This is a genomic window from Methanolobus sp. (assembly GCF_030682845.1).
Lineage (GTDB): Archaea > Halobacteriota > Methanosarcinia > Methanosarcinales > Methanosarcinaceae > Methanolobus.
The window spans coordinates 18,064-37,295 of sequence record NZ_JAUXNK010000067.1 but is presented as its reverse complement, the minus strand read 5'-3'; the positions used below and the strand labels follow the sequence as shown (position 1 = coordinate 37,295).

Sequence of the window (19,232 nt, the reverse complement as noted above, 5' to 3'; positions counted from 1 at the left end):
CTACATGATTACAATGAAATTGAGAGGGGTGTGAACAGACATGGATATGTCCGAATATAAGGATATTTTCAAGGCAGAGTCTGAAGAACATCTCCAACAGTTGAATGAGTCTCTGCTCGGGCTTGAACAGAACCCCCTGGAGATCGAATACATCAACACGATGTTCCGCTCTGCACATACCCTCAAAGGAATGTCAGCTACCATGGGATTCAGCACCATCGCAGAACTTACCCATGAGATGGAAAATCTGATGGACATGGTACGCAAATGCCAGGTGGCTGTCAGTGACTCCCTTATCGATATACTTTTTGAGTGCCTGGATACACTTGAAGCCCTTGTCGAGAGCGTGGACACCGGAGGGGAGGTTAACATATCCCACCTGCAGGCCACACTTACGCAAGCCATGGAAGGCGCTCTTTGTGCTGTTGAAGCAACAGGTAACATTGCAAGCAGCCTTGCAGGAACAGTCTCAATAAATACACAGGAAAACTTAAAGCCGGCCCATGAAACAGAAATGCACATTCAGTTGTCAGAATCTGAAAATGCCGACATTGAGACTGCACACCATGAAGGGAACAGGATACTTGAATTAAAGGTCATGCTGGATCCATCCTGTGTACTGAAGTCAGCAAGATCCACGCTTGTGCTCATAAACCTGTCAAAGATGGGAAAGATCATTAAGTGCATGCCATCAGAAGCAGACCTGGAGGATGAGAAGTTCGGCTTTGAGTTTTCTGTCGTCTTTGCCACAAAAGAGGATGATGCCAGAATTACGGAAGTAATTACAAAGATATCGGAGATCAAGGCCATTGATATCTCAGCTTTGTATGCATGTGAAAATGACGAAACCGAATCCACGATAAAAGAAGACACAAGAGAGTCACAGAAATGTAGTTCAGGTGTCAAGAGATCAGAATCTGTAAAAAGTATCCAGAGCGTCAGGGTCAACATTGAGCGCCTTGACAATCTCATGAATCTTGTGGGTGAACTGATAATCAATAAGATCAGACTGAACCAGCTTGCTTCCGATATCAATGCCAAGAGTCTTGATGAATCTCTTGCCAACCTGGACCGCCTGACCAACGAGATACAGAACGAGGTCATGGAAGCCAGGATGGTGCCTATCGACCAGGTGTTCAGCAGGTTCCCGCGAATGATAAGGGATCTTGCAAAATCAGAAGGTAAACAGGTGGACCTTGTCATCGAAGGGAAGGAGATAGAACTTGACAGAACTGTGCTTGACGAGATCGGAGACCCGCTTGTCCACCTTTTGCGCAATGCCGTAGACCATGGTATCGAACCTACTGGAGAACGCATAAAACTCGGCAAACCTGTCGCTGGTTTTGTCGGTCTTTCCGCTTCAAGGCAGAGGAACAGTGTAATCATAGAGGTGCAGGATGACGGAAAAGGTATGGATCCTGGGCATCTGAGAGACATTGCGGTTAAAAAGGGAATAATGAACCGCGAAGAAGTGGATAAGCTCTCTGACACGGATGCACTTAACCTTATATTCGTGGCTGGCTTCAGCGGCGCGAAGACCATCACCGATGTCTCCGGCAGGGGAGTCGGCATGGATGCGGTCAAAACTAAGATAGAAGCACTTGGAGGTACTGTAAAGGTCAGCTCGGTGCCGGGCCAGGGAAGCTCCATCAAACTGCAACTGCCCCTGACTGTTGCGATCATCCAGTCCCTGATGGTGACTATTGCAGGAGAAACGTATGCAATACCTCTTGCAAATGTTGTTAGGGACGTGGGCATAAAGGCCAGGGACATAAAGACAATTGAGGGAAAAGAGGTCATCCTGCTACGTGGAGAGGTATTGCCGCTGCTGAGGCTGCGCGATGTTCTTGATTGCCCGGGAGAGGCTGAGAAGAAAGAGAACCTTATAGTGGTCGTTGTGGAACGAATGGGCAGCAATATTGGATTTGTTGTTGATCAGCTTCTGGGACAGCAGGAAGTAATCATCAAGACTCTTGACAATAAACTTTTGAAGAACACAAGGGGATTTGCAGGTGCTACCATCCTTGGAGATGGAAGCGTTGCACTGATCCTTGACATTGCAACTTTGATATGATATGATGAGGGTATAAAATGACTGAAATGGACGAAATGACAAAAGGAGCATTCCAGGAAGCAGGGAATATCGGAATGGGTCATCTGGCAACCGCTCTCTCCAAAATGGTCAGCAGAGAGGTAAAGATAGACATCCCTGTTGTAGAGATGCTATCGCTGGATGAGATCATCTCCAGGGCCTCCAATGGAAAGCAGAAGAGCGTTGTAGGTATTCACCTCAGTATTTCAGGAGATGTGACCGGAGGAACTCTGATCCTTTTACCAAAGTTCTCAGCACTTTCATTCTCCGACCTCCTTTTAAAAAAATCTATAGGGACGACCACAAAGATAGAAGAGATGGAAATCCGCAAACTTCGTGAAATGGGAGTGCGGCTCTGTAGCTCATACATGCGTGTGGTCAATGAGTTCCTCGGGATCAACCTTGCGATCGGAGACCCCCGGATGGATGTGAATATGGAAGGTGTGACTGATTTTATCAAGAAGGAGATTGGGCAGCTTGCTGACGAGTTCATAGTCGTTAAAGGAGAATGCTATATACCGTCCACAAACTCAAGGAACGAGTTCAACATGCTGTTCGAACCTGAGGCAAGCGACGTTATAATGGCTGCGATCATGAAAAAGATGATGGGATGAGATGAACAATTCCCACTTTGCCCTGGATATAGGTACCAGGACTGTTGTGGGGCTCATTGTTGAAGGAGAGCCTCTGGAAGTGAAAGCCGCATGCATATGCGAACATGAAGAGCGCAGTATGCATGACGGGCAGATCCACGATGTGGAAAAGGTTGCAGAGGTCGTAAGAAAAGTAAAAGCCGAGCTCGAAAAAGAGATAGGGTATAAACTCACACGGGCCTGTGTGGCAGTTGCCGGCAGGGCCCTTAAAACATCTAAAGCAAAACTGTCTATTGACCTGCCTTACAGGGAGATCACTGAGAATGATGTGTCAGAGATCGAATTCGAAGCCGTGGCAAGAGCCAGCACTGAAATAGATGCTGGCGAACGGTTTAACTGTGTAGGTTATTCAGTTATCGGCTATGAGCTTGACGGACAGAGGATATCGAACATAACAGGACACAGTGGAAGCTCAATTTCAATAGAGGTCCTTGCAACCTTTCTGCCTGAAGCCGTTATTAACAGTATGTTTGCGGTGCTTGCCAGGTGCGACATGGAAGTTTCGAGTATCACCCTGGAGCCGATAGCTGCACTGAGTGTTGCCATCCCGGTGGATATGCGCAAACTGAACATAGCACTTGTAGATATAGGGGCAGGCACATCAGATATTGCTGTAACCAATGACGGAACTGTCATAGGCTATGGCATGGTTGCAGAGGCAGGGGACGAAATAACGGATTTTATTTGTGACCATTACCTGCTCGATTTTAAAAAGGGCGAAGAGATCAAGCAAACAGTCTCCACATGTGATATTATAGAGATTAAGGACTTTTTTGGCAATGTCATTAGGATACAGGCTGCAGAAGTGATCTCTGTTATTGGCGAGGAGGTGGACAAACTCGCTCTGCACATAGCAAACGAGATACTCGCAATAAATGGAAAGTCCCCACGTGCAGTCGTCCTTGTCGGAGGAGGATCACAGACAGTTAAGCTCAAAGAGCGGCTTTCAGTGCACCTGGGAGTTCCTGTGCAGCGAATAGGAGCACGCCTTCCTGCGATGATAGATACATTCAGGGACACTACTGGCAAAGTCACTGGCGCCGATATGATAACACCTCTTGGCATAGCCCTGACAGCTATCCGCAAGACGGGCATTGAATTCACAGAGCTGACAGTCAATAACACAACCGTGCATCTAATGGCACTTAATGGCCTGTCGGTGATGGACGCTCTTGTGGCCACACACATAAAAAGACTTTATCCGCGCCCCGGGCTTGCCCTTACACTCAAAGTGAACTCTCAGTTCATAACCATTGAAGGAGATGCCGGGAAGCATGCCAGCGTCCTGCTAGATGGAAAAAGAGCAAAACTGGGGGACCCGGTTCACAAGGGTTCCAGAATAGAGTTTGAACCGCCTTCTGATGGCAGGGATGCAAGCATAACGGTCGGGGAGCTCATATCCAAAATGCAGATGAATGCGTTTACAGATATTACTGTCAATGATAAAGTAGCCAGACAGATGACCCCTATTCATATAAATGGAAAAATAGCTTCACCTGAGGATAATGTGCCCGACAGGTCAGAAGTCATTATCGAACCCGTCACACTGAAAGAAGTTATTCAGTTAGCATGTGCCGATATCACTGACAAGATGCAGGTCACGGTGAATAAGAAGCCAAAACTCCTTGACAGAATAAAATTATCAGTCATGCTGAACGGGAATGTGGTAGAACCTGTTGATCTTCCCAGCATGATCATCAAGAACGGGGATAAGGTGCAGATAGAAAAATGTGAAGCCTTCTGGACCGTTGATGATATTGTTGAGGTGCCTGAGAACCGGAGAAGTACCAGTGTGACACTCAACGGTGAAAAAGTGACATTCAACGGCCACGATAGTTCTATAACGGTTAATGGAAAGAAGGCAGAACTTTCTGAAAGAGTGTTTGACGGCGATGCTATCACAGTAAAAGAAGGGGCTTATGAAAACCCTATCCTTTCAGATCTTTTTGAGTTCATGGACATAAACAGAGAAGAGCTTGTAGGAAAAAGCATCAAGCTCTTTGTTAACGGTACCCCCGCCCGTTTTACAACACCATTGAGAGACGGAAACAAAGTTAGCATAGAATTCCAAGAGGTTTAAATGCTTAAGACTGCTGAGAAACATGTTACGAAAGAGGATGCCGATTTTGCAATGCTCAAGAACGTGATCAAAGACAAACTCGGGTTTAACTGTGAGTACTATAAGGATTCCCATTTTAAAAGGAGAATCGATGTGAGACTGAGAGCTTCTGGCTCGAATAATTATGGGGATTATGTAAAGCTCCTGAAAGAGAATGATGGTGAGCGTGCTGTACTCATGGATACGCTGACTGTCAATGTCACGAACTTCTTCCGTAACACAGAGGTATATGACATCGTGGAAAAAGAAGTACTCCCTGCCGTGATCAAGTCGAAAGGCAGCAGTCCTCTCAAATCCATAAAGATATGGAGCGCCGGTTGCTCCATAGGAGTGGAAGCATACTCCATTGCAATGCTTCTGGACCACATTCTGGGAGTTAATCTCAAAAGATACAATATATCGATAACAGGCACTGACATAGACAAGGCAAGCCTTCAGCAGGCCCAGCAGGGTGTCTACAGCGACATTGAAATGAAAGATGTGGGGCCCACGTTCCTGAAAAAGTATTTTGTACAGCAGGGAAACCAGTACCATGTAATAGACAGTCTCAAAAAGATGACGCACTTCAAGTCCCATGACATGATATCAGGCCCGAAGATCAAGGGATTTGACATCATATTCTGCAGGAATGTCACTATTTATTTTGAAAAAGAACTGCAGGAAAAATTGTACATGGACTTTTACGAAGGACTGAATGAGAATGGATTCTTTGTCATGGGAAAAACGGAAACACTCCTTGGACCCTCCAAAGACCGCTTCAGACCTTTCAATGCAAAAGAAAGAATATACTGCAAATGACCAAGGGCCGACAGAACCAGGCAAATCAAAAACGGATACAGAGGAAAAAAACATGACAGGCAGGATGGATGAATTGACTGAGCTGCAGGCCAGTGCTTTGAAGGAAATAGTCAATATAGGCGTGGGTAATGCTGTGACCTCCCTTTCAAAGATGATAGGCAAGCAGATCAGTATAGAAGTTCCAGAACTAAAGATAGAGAAGATAGAGGAAGTACCGGAGAGTGCCGGCGGCGCTGATACGGTGGTCTCGGGAGTGATTATGCATCTGGACGGAGACATTAACGGTTACATCATGATGTTGCTATCCAGGGACACCGCCGAAACGATATGCACCACAATTACCGGCGAAGAAGCTCCGGATATCCTGAGCTCCATGAACCAATCCCTCATAGAGGAAGTGGGACATATCCTGGCAGGTTCCTACGTAAGCTCACTCTCTGAATTCCTGGGACTGAATTTCAAGATCTCACCTCCGATGCAGACCTATGACATGCTTGGTGCCATCATGGACCAGATACTCATTGAAATGAGTAGGAACGTGGAGTACACATTTCTCTTTGACACCTTCTTCACAATGGAAAAAAACAGGATGGAAGGTATCCTACTAACTTTGTTCGATCCTGAATCAATGGACAGGATCCTTACAAGAATTAACGATATGGTATAACTGAAGGAGGTAGAATATGAAAATAATACTTGACCAGTTCTATTATGACGCGCTTAATGAGATAGGGAACATTGGTATGGGAAACGCCACAACAGCTCTTTCTCAACTGATTGGAAAAACGATCAAGGTCAGTGCCTCTGAACTCACATCCCTTGACCCAGACAGTATTTCAGATCATGAGGATCATAGCAAGACAGGAGCCATAGTCAAGGTAATAGGTGACCTGAACGGCGGTTTCATACTCATGTTGAATAAAAGGCATTCGGAAGTACTATCAGAGATGATGCTTGCACACACAGAATACGAAGATGATCCTTACATGAGGAATTCAGTTGTCATAGAAGTGGCAAATATCCTGGCAGGTACCTACTGTACTGCTCTTTCAAAGTTCCTTGACATGTCAGTAACACCTTCATTGCCCGTACTGGCAGAAGGCAGTCCTGAAGACCTATTGAAAAAGTGCGGAAAATACCTCAACGGAAAAGTAGATCATATCATTGGGCTGACCGCGCTGTTTGAGATAGAAGCTGAAGATGAGTACCATAGCCTGAGCGGTGACATGTACATGCTGCTGGATGCAGCCTCCATGAGGAACATCCTTGACAGGATCAACAAAATGCGTACCTGAATATCATGATAATCGTAGGAATGGCAGACAGCGCGGTAGCAAAAAAACCTGCTAAAATAACGACTCTTGGACTGGGGTCGTGCGTAGGTGTTGCCATGTACGATAAAAGCAGCTGTGTCGGCGGAATGGTGCATATAATGCTTCCAAGTATAGAAAATGCAAGAGCAAAGGATAATCTTGCAAAGTTTGCTGATACAGGTATACCCTATCTCGTAGAATGTATGGTAAAGGAAGGCGCCGCAAAGAGTGCCATCAAAGCTAAAATCGCAGGAGGAGCTAGAATGTTTTCCTTCAGCTCAACCACCCAGCTCAATATTGGAGAGAGGAATGTCACTGCAACCAAGGAAATCCTGAAGAAACTAAGGATCCCGCTGGTCGCAGAAGATACAGGCGAGAACTATGGACGTACGATAATCCTGGACACAGATAATGGCGAGCTTATAGTGAAAAGTGCTCTTAAAAGGCAAAAAATATATTAACATATAAATATAAATACATATCAGCATCTGATGAGGAATTAAGGTGGCGGCAAAATGTTAACCCCGGATATCACATTGGTATACATATTATTCATCTCTATCTCACTTTCAGCAGGGATAGCAGCTATTTACTTCTGGGTCAGGGTATATTATGAGACTAAGAAAGGGTCCATCGCATGGCTGCTTCTTGCACTCACAGCTATATTCCTCATAACCACATCCATATTCCCTTCTGTGGCAGTCAGTATACCTGACCCTACAGTTTCTGAAACCATTCTTATATATCTGGGTTTCTGGAGTGCGGTATATACCAGCATATTTGCAGCAGCAGGCTTTATGATGTTCACTGCTTTCAGGACCATTCCCCGGGAGAAACTTGGGGATTTCCTTCTTGAAGGAATGGTTTTCCAGAAGAACCAGGTCGTGAAATCCGCATGTGCAAAGAAATGTTCCCTTTGTGAGATGTATGAAAGTGAGAAGTGTCCGGGATGCATTTCTAAGAACAGGCATGCAGAAGAAAAATGCCTGATATATGAGTGCGTTGTTGACAAAGGCATGACATCATGCATGGACTGTGATGTACTAGACACATGCATCAGGTATGAAGAAGAGATCGATAAATGCCCCATGAATGACAGGGCAGGTGTTTTTGCAGAGTTTGAACAGACTGCAAATCTGTTCAAACGGTCCACTTTGCTTGAATATGCCCCTCATATGAGATATGAGGATGCAGTTATCGAAATATGCCTCAGGTTGTATGGAGAGACAGTGAACACAGTACTTGTTTCCACCCAGCCACGGACAAATCTTTATAAGGAAAAGCTGGCCGACCTCATGGATGTCGGTGCTATGAAGTTCATCGAGATCTCACCCACTATAAAAACGATCTCAGAAGACGGTGGAATAATTAAATTACCGGCTACAGAGCTCGATAAGTTCTTCGACCTCACAAGCAAATTGCCCAAAGATTGCGCCATAATATTTGAGCCTCTTACACATCTTATAGTCAGTGAGGGAGAAACGGAGATCTACGAGTTCGTATCAAAAATGGTCGAAAGGTTCAGCACCAGTGAGATTACCCTTATAGGCCTCCTCAATAAACCAGCACATGAAGAAAAAATTGTTTCCAGATTTGAAGGGCTTTTCCTCAATCTTGCAGATATCATGCATTCCAGAATACGTATCGTAAAGGGCGGCAGGGAGGAATATGTTCGCTTCTACGTCGGAGAGAAGTTCTACATGGAACAAAGCGAAGAGAATGAAAAATTAGTCATTGAGCCTGAATAAAAGTAGTGAGGTATAGTATGGATATGTTGAACAGTTTTGAGACTGACGCGCTCAAAGAGATCGGAAGCATAGGGATGGGAAATGCAACAACCTCCCTTTCAAAACTCGTGAGCCGTAATGTAAGGCTAAACCTCTCAGACGTGGGAATGCTGCAGCATGAAAAGGTCTCAATGCTGATTCCCGAATCTATCACTATGGCAGGGGTCATGTTAAAGATCGAAGGAGAACTCAGAGGCGTTGCCCTGCTTCTATTCGAATTTAACAATGCTGTGCTCCTGAGCAGCCTTATGCTTGGCGAATCTGAACAGGCCAATGATCCTACAATGCATGAATCTGCACTTGCCGAACTGGGAAATATACTTGCAGGCTCCTATATAGGGGCTCTTACATCTTTCCTTGATATGACAGTGCGCCATAGCACCCCGGAGATAGTCATAGGAACGATACTGAATGTTCTTAAAAGAGCTTCCTCACTGATAGAGAATGAACCTGACGAGTTGCTGAATATTGAAACGATGTTCATGGTTCATGACGCCGGTGACGGGAAGGGATTGAATACCATCTATGGAGACATGTTTCTCCTGCTTGATCCGGCTTCTCTTGATAAGCTCAGGGAATCTATCGGAAAAATGCTCTCCTGATCTGATAAACAGGTGAACAAGTAAACAAATCATACAAACTGATCCTGCATGAAAAACCAATGGATACAACATCTTGAAAGGGCATCACCCGAAAAAAGGGAGCGTGGAACATCTTTTGTGAAAATGTTGCACGTCCTGTCCAGAGATGGCGGGAAGGGGAAAGATAGCCATTTCCACATGAAGTGTCGTTCACAGCTTAGCAGGAGCAAGGTTTCTGAGAAAAAAGAACAACACATCCCAGCCTGCGCTGAAGATCATGCTGAACATCCCATTATCACAAGCACTGCTACGCTGTCTGCAAGCCTGTCATCCGTTGACCAGCCCCTGAACGAGGATAACGTGTGCGCTGAGCTCTGCAGATGGACTGCGAAAAGCCAATTGGGATATGAGACTGGCATAGATTCTCCCGGAAATGATTTTGTCCAGCTGCTAAAACCAGGGAACGGGCAGATAATGCTCAGGTATAACGTAACGGGAGAGGAGGTTTTTGAAATAGGCGTGGGTTCTGTTGAAGAAGCTGAGAAAGTGATATCAGAAGATAATATGACAACATCAATGCTCTACCCGGGGAACCCGGAATTCCAGTGGTCAAAAAAATAATGCGATTTTAATATAATATGCATAATTCAATAGCAAAGAATAAAAACAATCAGTGCAATTAATATATAAATATAGTATATTTAGATAGAATGGTGAGAGACGAATAAGGAGAACCATAGCCATGATGGACATTGCAATATATTCACTTGTTGATGATATGGTCAGCAAAGCAGGAACGGAGGGTGTTGTAGAATACTGGCTCCGTGTAGGTGAAAGTTATGCCGAAAGGATGGGAAAAGAAGCTTATGTAGGCTGGCCCGCCTTTAACGTGGCAATGAAAGAGGGAAGGACATCCCTTACCGTAGAAGGAGAAGTTAACGTACTTACCGATCTTGCCATTATTGACAAGGACGGGGATGTTATTGGATATGTCTATGCACTGAAGACCTGTCCCATGGCACCTACAATGAGAAGATACATCTCCAGGATAGGGCCAATTCCCGATTCAGACACCGACGTTGCAGATAGTTACAATAATCGCATCAGGGATTCAGCGGTTTCCAATTACTGCATCACTCACCAGAGATTCAGGGAGATCGCGGCCAATAATGTCACAGTCGCTAAACAGGCCCTTGAATGCCTGCAGCTTGCAAACAAAGGCATGACAGGAGATGTGAAAATGGTGCCTGAGAATCTTGCAAGGATAAATGTGGATGAACGCCACATCAAAAGTATCCTTCGCAGCGCATCATGCGTATTCGCCATTATAGTAAAAGGAAAGAGCGCTGGTGAGGAAGTAGTCGATTAAGGGTGATAATATGGCAGAGAATATTGAATCCAATCCTTTTGTTGATGTTTCCGTCTTCCTGTTCTTTGAGGATATCTCAGATAAACAGGGCGTGGAAGGATTTACTAATTATATGGTCGGCCAGGCTGAATCACTTGCCAAATCCGTACCTGAGGAAGAATACGAGACCTGGGACGATTTTGCAAAAGCTGTCGCCAGCGGTGAATCTGTATTCTCGTCCTTTGAGAGCATAGAGCAGATAAGCAAATACGGGTTCGTCACCAATATATGCCCGTTCTCCAAAGCTATAAGGGAGTATATCAAACGCATAGGCAACTTCAATCCTGTGCATGTTGAGGCCACAGACCACTACAATCACACGATACAGCCATCAGCAGCTCACAGCGCATGCATGATGCATCAGACCTACAGGAAAGAAGTGGCAAAAAGAATCAAGATAGATGGCAAACCCCTGCAATATGCCCAGATAGGCGCCAAAGCGTATACAGGAGAGATTGCACTTCCTCCAGAATCCTGGAAGAAGGTCTTACTTGAAAAGGCAGGCATCTCCGAGACCCAGGGGTTCATGGAGATGAGAGAAAACAGTTGCCTTTACCTGTTGTACGTGGAAGAGCGAAGTTCACGTTAACTTTTTTAAGGGCTGGCTTTAAGTAAACAAAATACTTAAGGCTATTCCGAACAATGAACCCGCTTATAATTTTTTTTATTGCACTGGCATTCATCCTTATACTTACTGCACGATTGAGGATACATCCCTTCCTTAGCCTGATTGCCGGCTCGCTACTGGTAGGTCTGCTTGCAGGCGAAGCTAAAGGGACAATGGATGCTATTTCCACAGGAATGGGCAGGGTCTTCGCCCAGTTTGCTATTGTGATAACTGCAGGCAGTATCATTGGAACCATACTTCACAGGACAGGCGGGACTGCACTTATAGCAGAGGATATCATCAGTTTGTCAAAAAAGCCATTCCTCTCGCTCAACATGCTGGGTTTCATATTCTCAGTACCTCTTATGTGCTGCATACTTGCGTATGTGATATTCATCCCGGTTGCCAGGGAAATAAGCACCAAGCTGAGTTCGCCGCGTGGAGTTGCTGCAACATCTCTTGGGCTTGGAACATTGGCATCCTTTAGTCTGGTATATCCTTCACCTGTGGTCTATCCGGCCATGGTCGAGCTGGGTATAGTACGTACGGAAGTACTGCTTACGGGATTTATCATCGCCTTTACAGTTTCAATTATCGGTTACCTTTATGCAATCAGGTTCTGCAGACTTGAAGAGAACAAGGAAAGCAACAACAATAAAAAGATGAATACACCTCAAGAGAAGGAACAGGAGAGCATGAAACATTCACCCGGCAGGATAGCTTCATATGCACCTCTTGTTGTTCCGATAATACTCATTCTTGCTGGAATTTTTATAGCGATTCCTCCTCTTGACTTCATAGGTACTCCTAATGTTGCCCTTCTGATTGGTGTTATACTTTCAATGGTGCTCCCGACAAGGGGAATTGCCTCTGTGCAGGTCAGGGAATGGATAGAGAAAGGCATCCGAAGAGGAGGAGTGGTGCTTCTGGACATGTGCGGTGGAGGGGCTCTTGGAGCAACGCTTGCCTTGACAGGGGCCGGACAGGCAATAGGGAACCTCCTGCTTGGAGTGAACATGCCGGTCTTGTTTATCCCGTTCCTTATTGCAGCTGCGATCCAGAGTGTACAGGGCTCAAGGGTCGTGACGATGCTTGTCAGCCTGGCACTGGTAATGCCAGTGATGCCACAACTGGGGCTGCCTGCCGAAATAGTGCTTTTCTCAATGGCCTCGGGGACGCTGCTTATCTCCCACTTTAATGATCCTTTCTTCTGGATATTCGGGGATCTCGCTGAAATGGAAACTTTAGAAATACTGAAAACCTACACTGCCGGAGGCATAATAATGGGAATCAGCAGTCTGTTTATGACAGCCACGATATACTTCCTGTTCTACTGATGCTATACCATGGGAAGGTTTGTATTAGTGCAAAAATAATAGCAACGTTTTTTGGATAGCCATCTGGTTTAAATAACATAGCGTAAGTTAGAATAGATGGGGTATCAATGGGGCCAATAACTATCTTCATAGTAGCTTTGATTTTTATTTTAATCCTTACCGCACGTTTGAGAGTGCATCCCTTCCTGAGTCTGATTGCTGCATCTATGCTGGTGGGCCTGCTTGCAGGTGAGGCCGAAGGAACAATGGATGCGATTACAGCAGGCATGAGCAGCATATTTGCGGAATTTGCAATTGTCGTTACTGCCGGAAGCATAATCGGGATCATACTGCAAAGAAGCGGTGCCACCTCGATAATCGCAGATGATATTATAAAGATATTCAAAAAACCTGTACTGGCACTCTTCCTGTTGGGATTCATGTTTGCAGTGCCTATGATGTGCCTGATACTGGCCTTCATCATATTCCTCCCTGTTGCCAAAGACCTGAGCGAGAAGCTCAACCTGAAGAAAGGTGTGACGGAAGGTGCTTTGGCGTTGGGGACCATGGTCTCCTTCGGGCTGGTATATCCTTCACCCGGCATTTACGCCTTTGTAAGGGACGTAGGGCCCACAACTGAAATTAGTGCATTAAGAGTATTGGTCACCGGGACCCTTATTGCTGTGTTTGTGTCACTGGTAGGGTATCTTTACATAATGAAAGTATTCAAAATGAATATAAAGGGAGATTATTTCCGATACACAACTCCTGCAAAAGACCCTGCTGTTGTGAGTCTTCTTCCCACCAGGGTAGCATGCTATGCACCTATCATCATCCCGGTCGTACTTATCCTTATGCGCATCACCACACATGCAGATGTGTTCTATTTTATAGGGAACCCTGGCATGGCACTGATGTCCGGGGCTGTGGTTGCAATGATATTGCCAACAAGGAAATTCGCCGCTGCTGATGTGCGGGCATGGATCGAGAAGGGCATCAGGAGGAGTGGGCTGGTAATGCTGGATATATGTGGAGGAGGGGCTCTTGGAGCAACCCTCGTACTGGCAGGTGTTGGCGAAGCACTTGGCAATATGTTGATCACTTCAAGCGTACCTGTCTTGTTCATACCATTCCTTATAGGAGCAGCTATCCAGACCGTGCAGGGCTCAAGAATGGTAACATTATTCGTTGCTTCAGCATTAGTGATACCTATTATGCCACAACTGGGATTGCCTGCCGAGATAGTGCTTTTCTCAATGGCTTCCGGAACGTTCCTTATCTCTCACTTTAATGATCCCTTCTTCTGGATATTAGGGGACCTCGCCGATATGGAAACACCCGAAATATTGAAGACGTACACCATGGGAGGAATAGTTATGGGAATCGCCAGCATGGCAATAACCAGTATAATCTACTATGCATTCTATTGAGCATGAAGATTTTTATTAACAAAAAAGTAAAAAAGATCAGGGATATACTATCCCTGCATTTTTCTATGCTTATAGGCCTTATCTTCTGCCGTGAGCAGCCCTGTATTTATCCTTGAAAGCAAGATACTGTTCTGCAAGCTCTCCTGCCTTCTGTTCACTAAGAACCTTCCGGGAAGCCGGGAACATCTCTTTCTCTTCTTCTTCTACGTGGTGCTTCACGTTCTCCCTCAGGACCTTGAGCTTGGAAGTCCACATCTCATCTTTCTCACTCATTGAATCCAGTTCTGATAACAGAACTTTCGCAACATGGTGTTCCTGATAGCCTTCCATGGTGATATCATGAGTCCTGTTCTCTTTTTTAAGCACCGGGTACAGGAGTTCTTCCTCTCCGTTTAGATGTGTGTCAAGTTCATCCTTTATCTGCATAAAGGTATCTCTTGAACCATTCCGGATAGCCTCATCGAACAGGCTCAATACTTTGTCATGTTCATCCTTGAGTATCTGGTATATCTCCCGGTGTGTGTTCGGATAGCTTTCACGGGTCATACTGCCTTCTTTCACGACAGTGGTCCTTGAAGAAGCCATACCGGCAGTAGTGTCAGCACCGATGATCTCTCCTTGGCGTGATGCAGCCATTGTTTCTTCTGCGCCCATAGTTGCCGGCTCACGCTTTTCGCTCCGTTTCCAAGTCTCCTCATATTCGTTGCCGGACATGACCACAGGTTCCTCAAGATGAGTCCGTGCCCTTGTTTCCTCATTAACTGTGCCTCTTCTGATCATGGGCTGCTCATATCCGTAATAGTCATAAATGCTTGTTACGTATTCACGGTGAGCTTCATCCGTCGTTCCTGGCCAGCGATCCTTGTCGAATCCGGGAGCATTCTCAAGTCTTTCTTTTTCAACATTCAATATGAAATTGTGCGAGCCCGGATCCTTGTGGATTGCCTTCCAGGGCACTCCGAAGTATTTATCCCCAAGTCCTAAGAACCCTCCGAATGACAGTACAACATAAGATACTGATCCATCCTCCAAATTGATCATTATATCTTTTATGTTCCCAAGATCTTCACCTTTTTCGTTTACAACCTTATCCCCTTCAATTGTAGTAGCAGATAGTACTTCTGGTACAGCCACGCATAACACTCCCATTTAATTTTCGATATGAGGCAATTGATTTAACCTCACCAGTATAACATGGGACCCGACTTTATATAAGAACTGTGAATCATAGTGCCGGGAAATTGTTCCTAAAAGATAGTTCATCTATATGATCATGCCTTTAAAAAATAATCTTAAACATCATGAACTAAATACAAAGGGTATGTGATCATACCCTGTAATGGTTCTTGAAGTCCAAGTATTTTCGTGCAACTTCCTGAGATTCACTTTTGCTCATCTCTCTCTGTGCACCAGGGAACATCTGCTTCTCTTCTTCTTTTACATGATGCCTGACAGTTTCTTTCAGCACCTTCATCTTCGGTACCCACATGTCACTTTTCTCATCCATGACTTCAAGTTCCGAGAGCAGCAGCTTTGCAACATGATGTTCCTGGTAGCCTTCCATAGCAACATCATGAGTCCTGTCCCTGTCTCTTAATACAGGATAAAGGACTTCTTCCTCCCCACTCATGTGAGAGTTAAGTTCGTCCCTTATCTGCATAAAAGTGTCCTTTGAGCGATTATTAATGGCTTCATCGAACAGGTTCAGTACCCGGTCATGCTCGTTCTTGAGTATACTGTATATATCACCAGGCTCGCCTGCAACAGTGCATTCTGCCGTATCGCGAGCATGGACCCTCTCTGCTTTGGCTTTTCCCAGAGGGTCTATTAATGTTCTTCCGCCTGGTTCTTCAAATTCCTGGTCCCCTCTTCCCGCTCCGTAGATATTTTCCTTGTAGGGACATTCATATCCATAATAATCGTACACATTTGTAACGTATTCCCCATAGGACCCTCCAGCTTCGGTTCCAGGCCAGTGGTCTTTATCAAATCCGGGAGCATTTTCAAGCCTTTCTTTATCAATATTCAGAATGAAAGCATGTTCATCCGGTTTCTTTGTCATAGTCTCAAGCGGAACGCCAAATAACTTGTTCCCCATGCCTAAGAAACCGCCAAAAGATAGCACGACATAAGCAACAGACCCTGTCTGCATGTCTATCATTACATCTTTTATATCTCCAAGGTTTTCACCCTTTTCGTTTACGATTTTGTCTCCTTCCATAGAACTAACTGACAACATCTCTGGTACAGCCACAGTTATCACTCCCCTTTAATTTTCAATATGATGCAATGTATTGCCTACCCCAAGTAATATGGGACTGGAGTTTATTTAAGTATTGCGAAATATGAGAACTTAGGAACGGAATCAAACTACATTGAAGAGCCATGCCAGATAATAACAAAGACATTCAGGCAACTAACAGGATTCCTTGGAGACTATAAGCACCATAAATACCGGCATGACTTTCGATTGATTTAGACGCTGCTTTATTCCGTATGACAGTATTGTAAAAGCATTTATCTATACTACATAGAATATAGTACATGGGGAAATACCTTTAACAAAGGGGAAGTGAAACTATGAGGAGCAATGCAGCTGCAATACAGGCAGCATTGGAAGACGTCGACTATCCGCGAAGGAAAGAAGAAATACCCGACTACGCCAAAAGCCATAATCTTCCAGAGGACATTATGGAAGATCTCCAGGATATATCGGATCGAGTGTATGATAGCCCATCTGACATCAGAGATCAGTTCCAGGAGGGGAGACGATCAGGCGCAGTCAGGCAATCTGTGGAGGATGATGATTCATCGGGGGGAAAGAATGAGAAATAGAACAGATATGGGAAAATCGTTGTTATTCTTTATAGCCCACCCTTTAAGTTTGGAGGTGAGCTTATGAGAAGCAATGCTGCTGCTGTTGAGGAAGCGTTACAGGGAATGGATTATCCTAAGAAGAAACAGGAAATACTTGATTATGCCAGGAAGCATAATGCTCCTGAAACTGTCATATCTGACCTGCAGGACATCTCAGACAGACGTTACATCACCGTAAGGGACCTAAAGCAGGAGTTCACATCAGGAAGCAGTCAATACCCTAAAGCATCAAAGGAAGAATTACCAGCAAATTTAAAAGAAGATGCTGTGACCAGAGGCAATGACTATTTTTGTATGGAAAGGGAAGAGAGATAAAAGGTCTTCTAATTTTAACATATTTATTTCCCATCATTTAATATACTGAACGTGAAGTTCTACAATAAAAAAGAAGATCCGGCTTATACCGGATCACTAACTGGCCACTTGACTCAGTGTGTTATATGTTCATGCGAGTGTGTAGCCTTATCATGGTCCCATTCTGCTTTGGCCTGCCCTATGGAAGTGAGGCATCTCTTACAGAGATAAGCAGTATCTTTTTCTGAACCCTTGGAAAAAGATGGCCTGATGATAGGCACATCATACAGGCGCTCAATGGAGCCACACAATTGACATGTACCGGCAGTTCCGCATGTGCCGGTCCTGGCATGCTCCTCGCTTGCTATTATTGCGGCACCTACGCATTGGTCGCAAAGACCCTGCCACATACCCTGAGGATAGGACTGAACGAACTTAGGTTTGTACACCTTAACAGGGATAAGTGTCGGGAGGGCTACTCCGCAAAGATCACAGTCTGCCATTTAAATTCCTCCTGCAAGTAATACTTTCCCAGCTTCCATTGCCCAGTAGATGAAGGGCTCAGGCCAGAAGCCAATCGCAAGCACACCAATTACAGCCACAACAAGGGCAATGGTGTATGGAAGCGGTTCTGATACCTTTGTTCCCTCGGTAGGCAGGAAGTACATGTATTTCACGATCTTTGCATAATAGAACAGTGAGATTGCACTGTTAATTATAGCTATGACCGCAAGCCATGCAAACCCTGCCTGGATGGTCGAGGAGAACAATACGAACTTGCTCATGTAACCTGCTGTGAGCGGTATGCCTGCCAGTGCAAACACAAATATCGTCATTGAGAGCGCAGTGACAGGCATTCTCTGCCCAAGGCCTTTGAAGTTGTCAATATGGTCCGGATCCTTTGCATCCTTGTTCCCGGAGAGTACCATGTAGACGACAGCAGCTGTTGCTATGAAAGCTCCGGCCTTCATGAAGCCGTGGGACAGCGCATAGAGTATGCCACCGCCAAGTGCCATTGGTGTGAGAACAACAAATGCCATTGTGATGTAACCGGCCTGTGCAAGTGAAGAGTATGCAAGCATTCTCTTGACACTTGTCTGGGAAAGGGCCGCTACGTTTCCGAGTGTCATTGTTATGACTGCAAGGACGGCGAATGCTATCTGCCATTGTACCTGGAGTGCTATAAGGGCAACTATGAAAACCTTGAAGGCTGCCACAATACCCATCTTCTTGGATCCCGCTGCGAGCAGGGCAGATACAAGCGGAGGTGCACCCTGATATGTGTCAGGTGCCCACATGTGGAAAGGCACAAGAGCTATCTTGAAACCCATACCCGCGATCAGAAGCACCACAGAGATGATCCCGATGGGGCTTGCTGCAATAGCTGCTCCACTGGCTGCGATACCAGGTATGCTTGTTGTTCCCGTAACACCATAAAGGAAGGTGATACCAAAGAGCATCAATGCACCTGAGAGGGAACCTATAAGGAAGTATTTCATTGCAGCTTCAAGAGACTGCGGGTTCTTCTTCTCAAAACCTGCGAGTACGTAGGTCGAGATACTTGCAAGCTCAAATGCCACGAAAAGCACCATAAGGTCGTTGGCGGATGCCACGAACATCATCCCTATAGTGGCAAATATAGCCAGCACATAGAATTCCTCTACATGAGCACTACCTTCGGTATACTTGATGGATGCTATGGAAAAGAGCAGAGCCACTACAAGGAACACTATCTTGAAGAACTGCGAAAGAGCGTCAACAGATAAGGTATCGTAGAAGGCCAGTGCATTTGTTCCAAGGCTTGCTATAGTTAAGTATAGCGCTGCAATGATACCAAGGCTTGCAAGGTAACCCAGTACTTTCTTGGATTCTACAGGAAGGAACAGGCCTATAAGCAGTACAGCCAGGCCTGTGACAACCATCGTTATTTCAGGTGCAAAAAGCATAAGATCCATTT

20 protein-coding genes are annotated in these 19,232 nt (G+C 45.2%); 16 read left to right on the top strand and 4 right to left on the bottom strand.

The window, feature by feature from the left end; all coding sequences use genetic code 11:
- Window positions 1-46: 46 nt before the first annotated feature.
- The 14 genes from Q8J68_RS08310 to Q8J68_RS08245 all read left to right on the top strand — a co-directional run bounded on the left by Q8J68_RS08310 (window position 47) and on the right by Q8J68_RS08245 (window position 14,104).
- Window positions 47-2,074 (top strand): chemotaxis protein CheW, encoded by a 2,028-nt coding sequence (locus tag Q8J68_RS08310; RefSeq protein WP_370867620.1) that lies wholly within the window; start codon window positions 47-49, stop codon window positions 2,072-2,074.
- 17 nt (window positions 2,075-2,091) lie between these two features.
- A complete protein-coding gene (locus tag Q8J68_RS08305; RefSeq protein ID WP_015054506.1) occupies window positions 2,092-2,706 on the top strand; it encodes a chemotaxis protein CheC in 615 nt (204 codons plus the stop codon).
- Between the two features lies 1 nt (window position 2,707).
- Complete coding sequence (pilM, locus tag Q8J68_RS08300) at window positions 2,708-4,825, top strand: pilus assembly protein PilM (RefSeq protein ID WP_305311054.1); 2,118 nt, start codon at window positions 2,708-2,710, stop codon at window positions 4,823-4,825.
- A complete protein-coding gene (locus Q8J68_RS08295; RefSeq protein ID WP_305311053.1) occupies window positions 4,826-5,662 on the top strand; it encodes a protein-glutamate O-methyltransferase CheR in 837 nt (278 codons plus the stop codon).
- A 52-nt stretch (window positions 5,663-5,714) separates the two neighbouring features.
- The gene (locus Q8J68_RS08290) at window positions 5,715-6,329 is read left to right on the top strand and encodes a chemotaxis protein CheC (protein WP_305311052.1); all 615 of its coding nucleotides are present in this window, start codon (window positions 5,715-5,717) and stop codon (window positions 6,327-6,329) included.
- 16 nt (window positions 6,330-6,345) lie between these two features.
- Window positions 6,346-6,957 carry a chemotaxis protein CheC gene (locus Q8J68_RS08285; protein ID WP_305311051.1) on the top strand — a complete coding sequence of 204 codons (612 nt, stop codon included), beginning with the start codon at window positions 6,346-6,348 and terminating at the stop codon, window positions 6,955-6,957.
- 20 nt (window positions 6,958-6,977) lie between these two features.
- Window positions 6,978-7,436, top strand: coding sequence for a chemotaxis protein CheD (locus Q8J68_RS08280; RefSeq protein WP_305311050.1), 459 nt, complete (start codon window positions 6,978-6,980; stop codon window positions 7,434-7,436).
- 54 nt (window positions 7,437-7,490) lie between these two features.
- On the top strand, window positions 7,491-8,723 hold the full coding sequence (locus tag Q8J68_RS08275; RefSeq protein ID WP_305311049.1) for a DUF3795 domain-containing protein: 1,233 nt from the start codon (window positions 7,491-7,493) through the stop codon (window positions 8,721-8,723).
- A gap of 17 nt (window positions 8,724-8,740) precedes the next feature.
- Window positions 8,741-9,364 (top strand): chemotaxis protein CheC, encoded by a 624-nt coding sequence (locus tag Q8J68_RS08270; RefSeq protein WP_305311048.1) that lies wholly within the window; start codon window positions 8,741-8,743, stop codon window positions 9,362-9,364.
- A 48-nt stretch (window positions 9,365-9,412) separates the two neighbouring features.
- Entirely contained in the window at window positions 9,413-9,964 is a 552-nt protein-coding gene (locus Q8J68_RS08265; RefSeq protein ID WP_305311047.1) for a hypothetical protein, read from the top strand.
- 121 nt (window positions 9,965-10,085) lie between these two features.
- Entirely contained in the window at window positions 10,086-10,712 is a 627-nt protein-coding gene (locus tag Q8J68_RS08260; protein ID WP_292462474.1) for a hypothetical protein, read from the top strand.
- Window positions 10,713-10,722: 10 nt separating this feature from the next.
- The gene (locus tag Q8J68_RS08255; protein ID WP_015054496.1) at window positions 10,723-11,340 is read left to right on the top strand and encodes a hypothetical protein; all 618 of its coding nucleotides are present in this window, start codon (window positions 10,723-10,725) and stop codon (window positions 11,338-11,340) included.
- 53 nt (window positions 11,341-11,393) lie between these two features.
- Window positions 11,394-12,695, top strand: coding sequence for a GntP family permease (locus Q8J68_RS08250; RefSeq protein ID WP_305311046.1), 1,302 nt, complete (start codon window positions 11,394-11,396; stop codon window positions 12,693-12,695).
- 107 nt (window positions 12,696-12,802) lie between these two features.
- Window positions 12,803-14,104 carry a GntP family permease gene (locus Q8J68_RS08245; RefSeq protein WP_305311045.1) on the top strand — a complete coding sequence of 434 codons (1,302 nt, stop codon included), beginning with the start codon at window positions 12,803-12,805 and terminating at the stop codon, window positions 14,102-14,104.
- 78 nt (window positions 14,105-14,182) lie between these two features.
- On the opposite strand, the gene Q8J68_RS08240 is transcribed toward Q8J68_RS08245, so the two are convergent.
- Together Q8J68_RS08240 and Q8J68_RS08235 are read right to left on the bottom strand one after the other, a co-directional pair.
- Window positions 14,183-15,238: a PRC-barrel domain-containing protein gene (locus Q8J68_RS08240; RefSeq protein ID WP_305311044.1), complete on the bottom strand. Its 1,056-nt coding sequence runs from the start codon at window positions 15,236-15,238 to the stop codon at window positions 14,183-14,185.
- Between the two features lie 193 nt (window positions 15,239-15,431).
- Window positions 15,432-16,358, bottom strand: a complete 927-nt coding sequence (locus Q8J68_RS08235; protein ID WP_305311043.1) for a hemerythrin domain-containing protein — start codon at window positions 16,356-16,358, stop codon at window positions 15,432-15,434.
- Window positions 16,359-16,684: 326 nt separating this feature from the next.
- On the opposite strand from Q8J68_RS08235, the gene Q8J68_RS08230 reads away from it, so the two are divergent.
- Both Q8J68_RS08230 and Q8J68_RS08225 read left to right on the top strand, forming a co-directional pair.
- A complete protein-coding gene (locus Q8J68_RS08230; protein WP_305311042.1) occupies window positions 16,685-16,939 on the top strand; it encodes a DUF2795 domain-containing protein in 255 nt (84 codons plus the stop codon).
- A gap of 63 nt (window positions 16,940-17,002) precedes the next feature.
- Window positions 17,003-17,296 carry a DUF2795 domain-containing protein gene (locus Q8J68_RS08225; protein WP_305311041.1) on the top strand — a complete coding sequence of 98 codons (294 nt, stop codon included), beginning with the start codon at window positions 17,003-17,005 and terminating at the stop codon, window positions 17,294-17,296.
- Between the two features lie 113 nt (window positions 17,297-17,409).
- On the opposite strand, the gene fpoO is transcribed toward Q8J68_RS08225, so the two are convergent.
- Together fpoO and fpoN are read right to left on the bottom strand one after the other, a co-directional pair.
- Complete coding sequence (gene fpoO, locus Q8J68_RS08220; protein ID WP_305311040.1) at window positions 17,410-17,778, bottom strand: F420H2 dehydrogenase subunit FpoO; 369 nt, start codon at window positions 17,776-17,778, stop codon at window positions 17,410-17,412.
- On the bottom strand, window positions 17,779-19,230 hold the full coding sequence (gene fpoN / locus Q8J68_RS08215; RefSeq protein ID WP_305311039.1) for a F(420)H(2) dehydrogenase subunit N: 1,452 nt from the start codon (window positions 19,228-19,230) through the stop codon (window positions 17,779-17,781).
- Window positions 19,231-19,232: the final 2 nt, after the last annotated feature.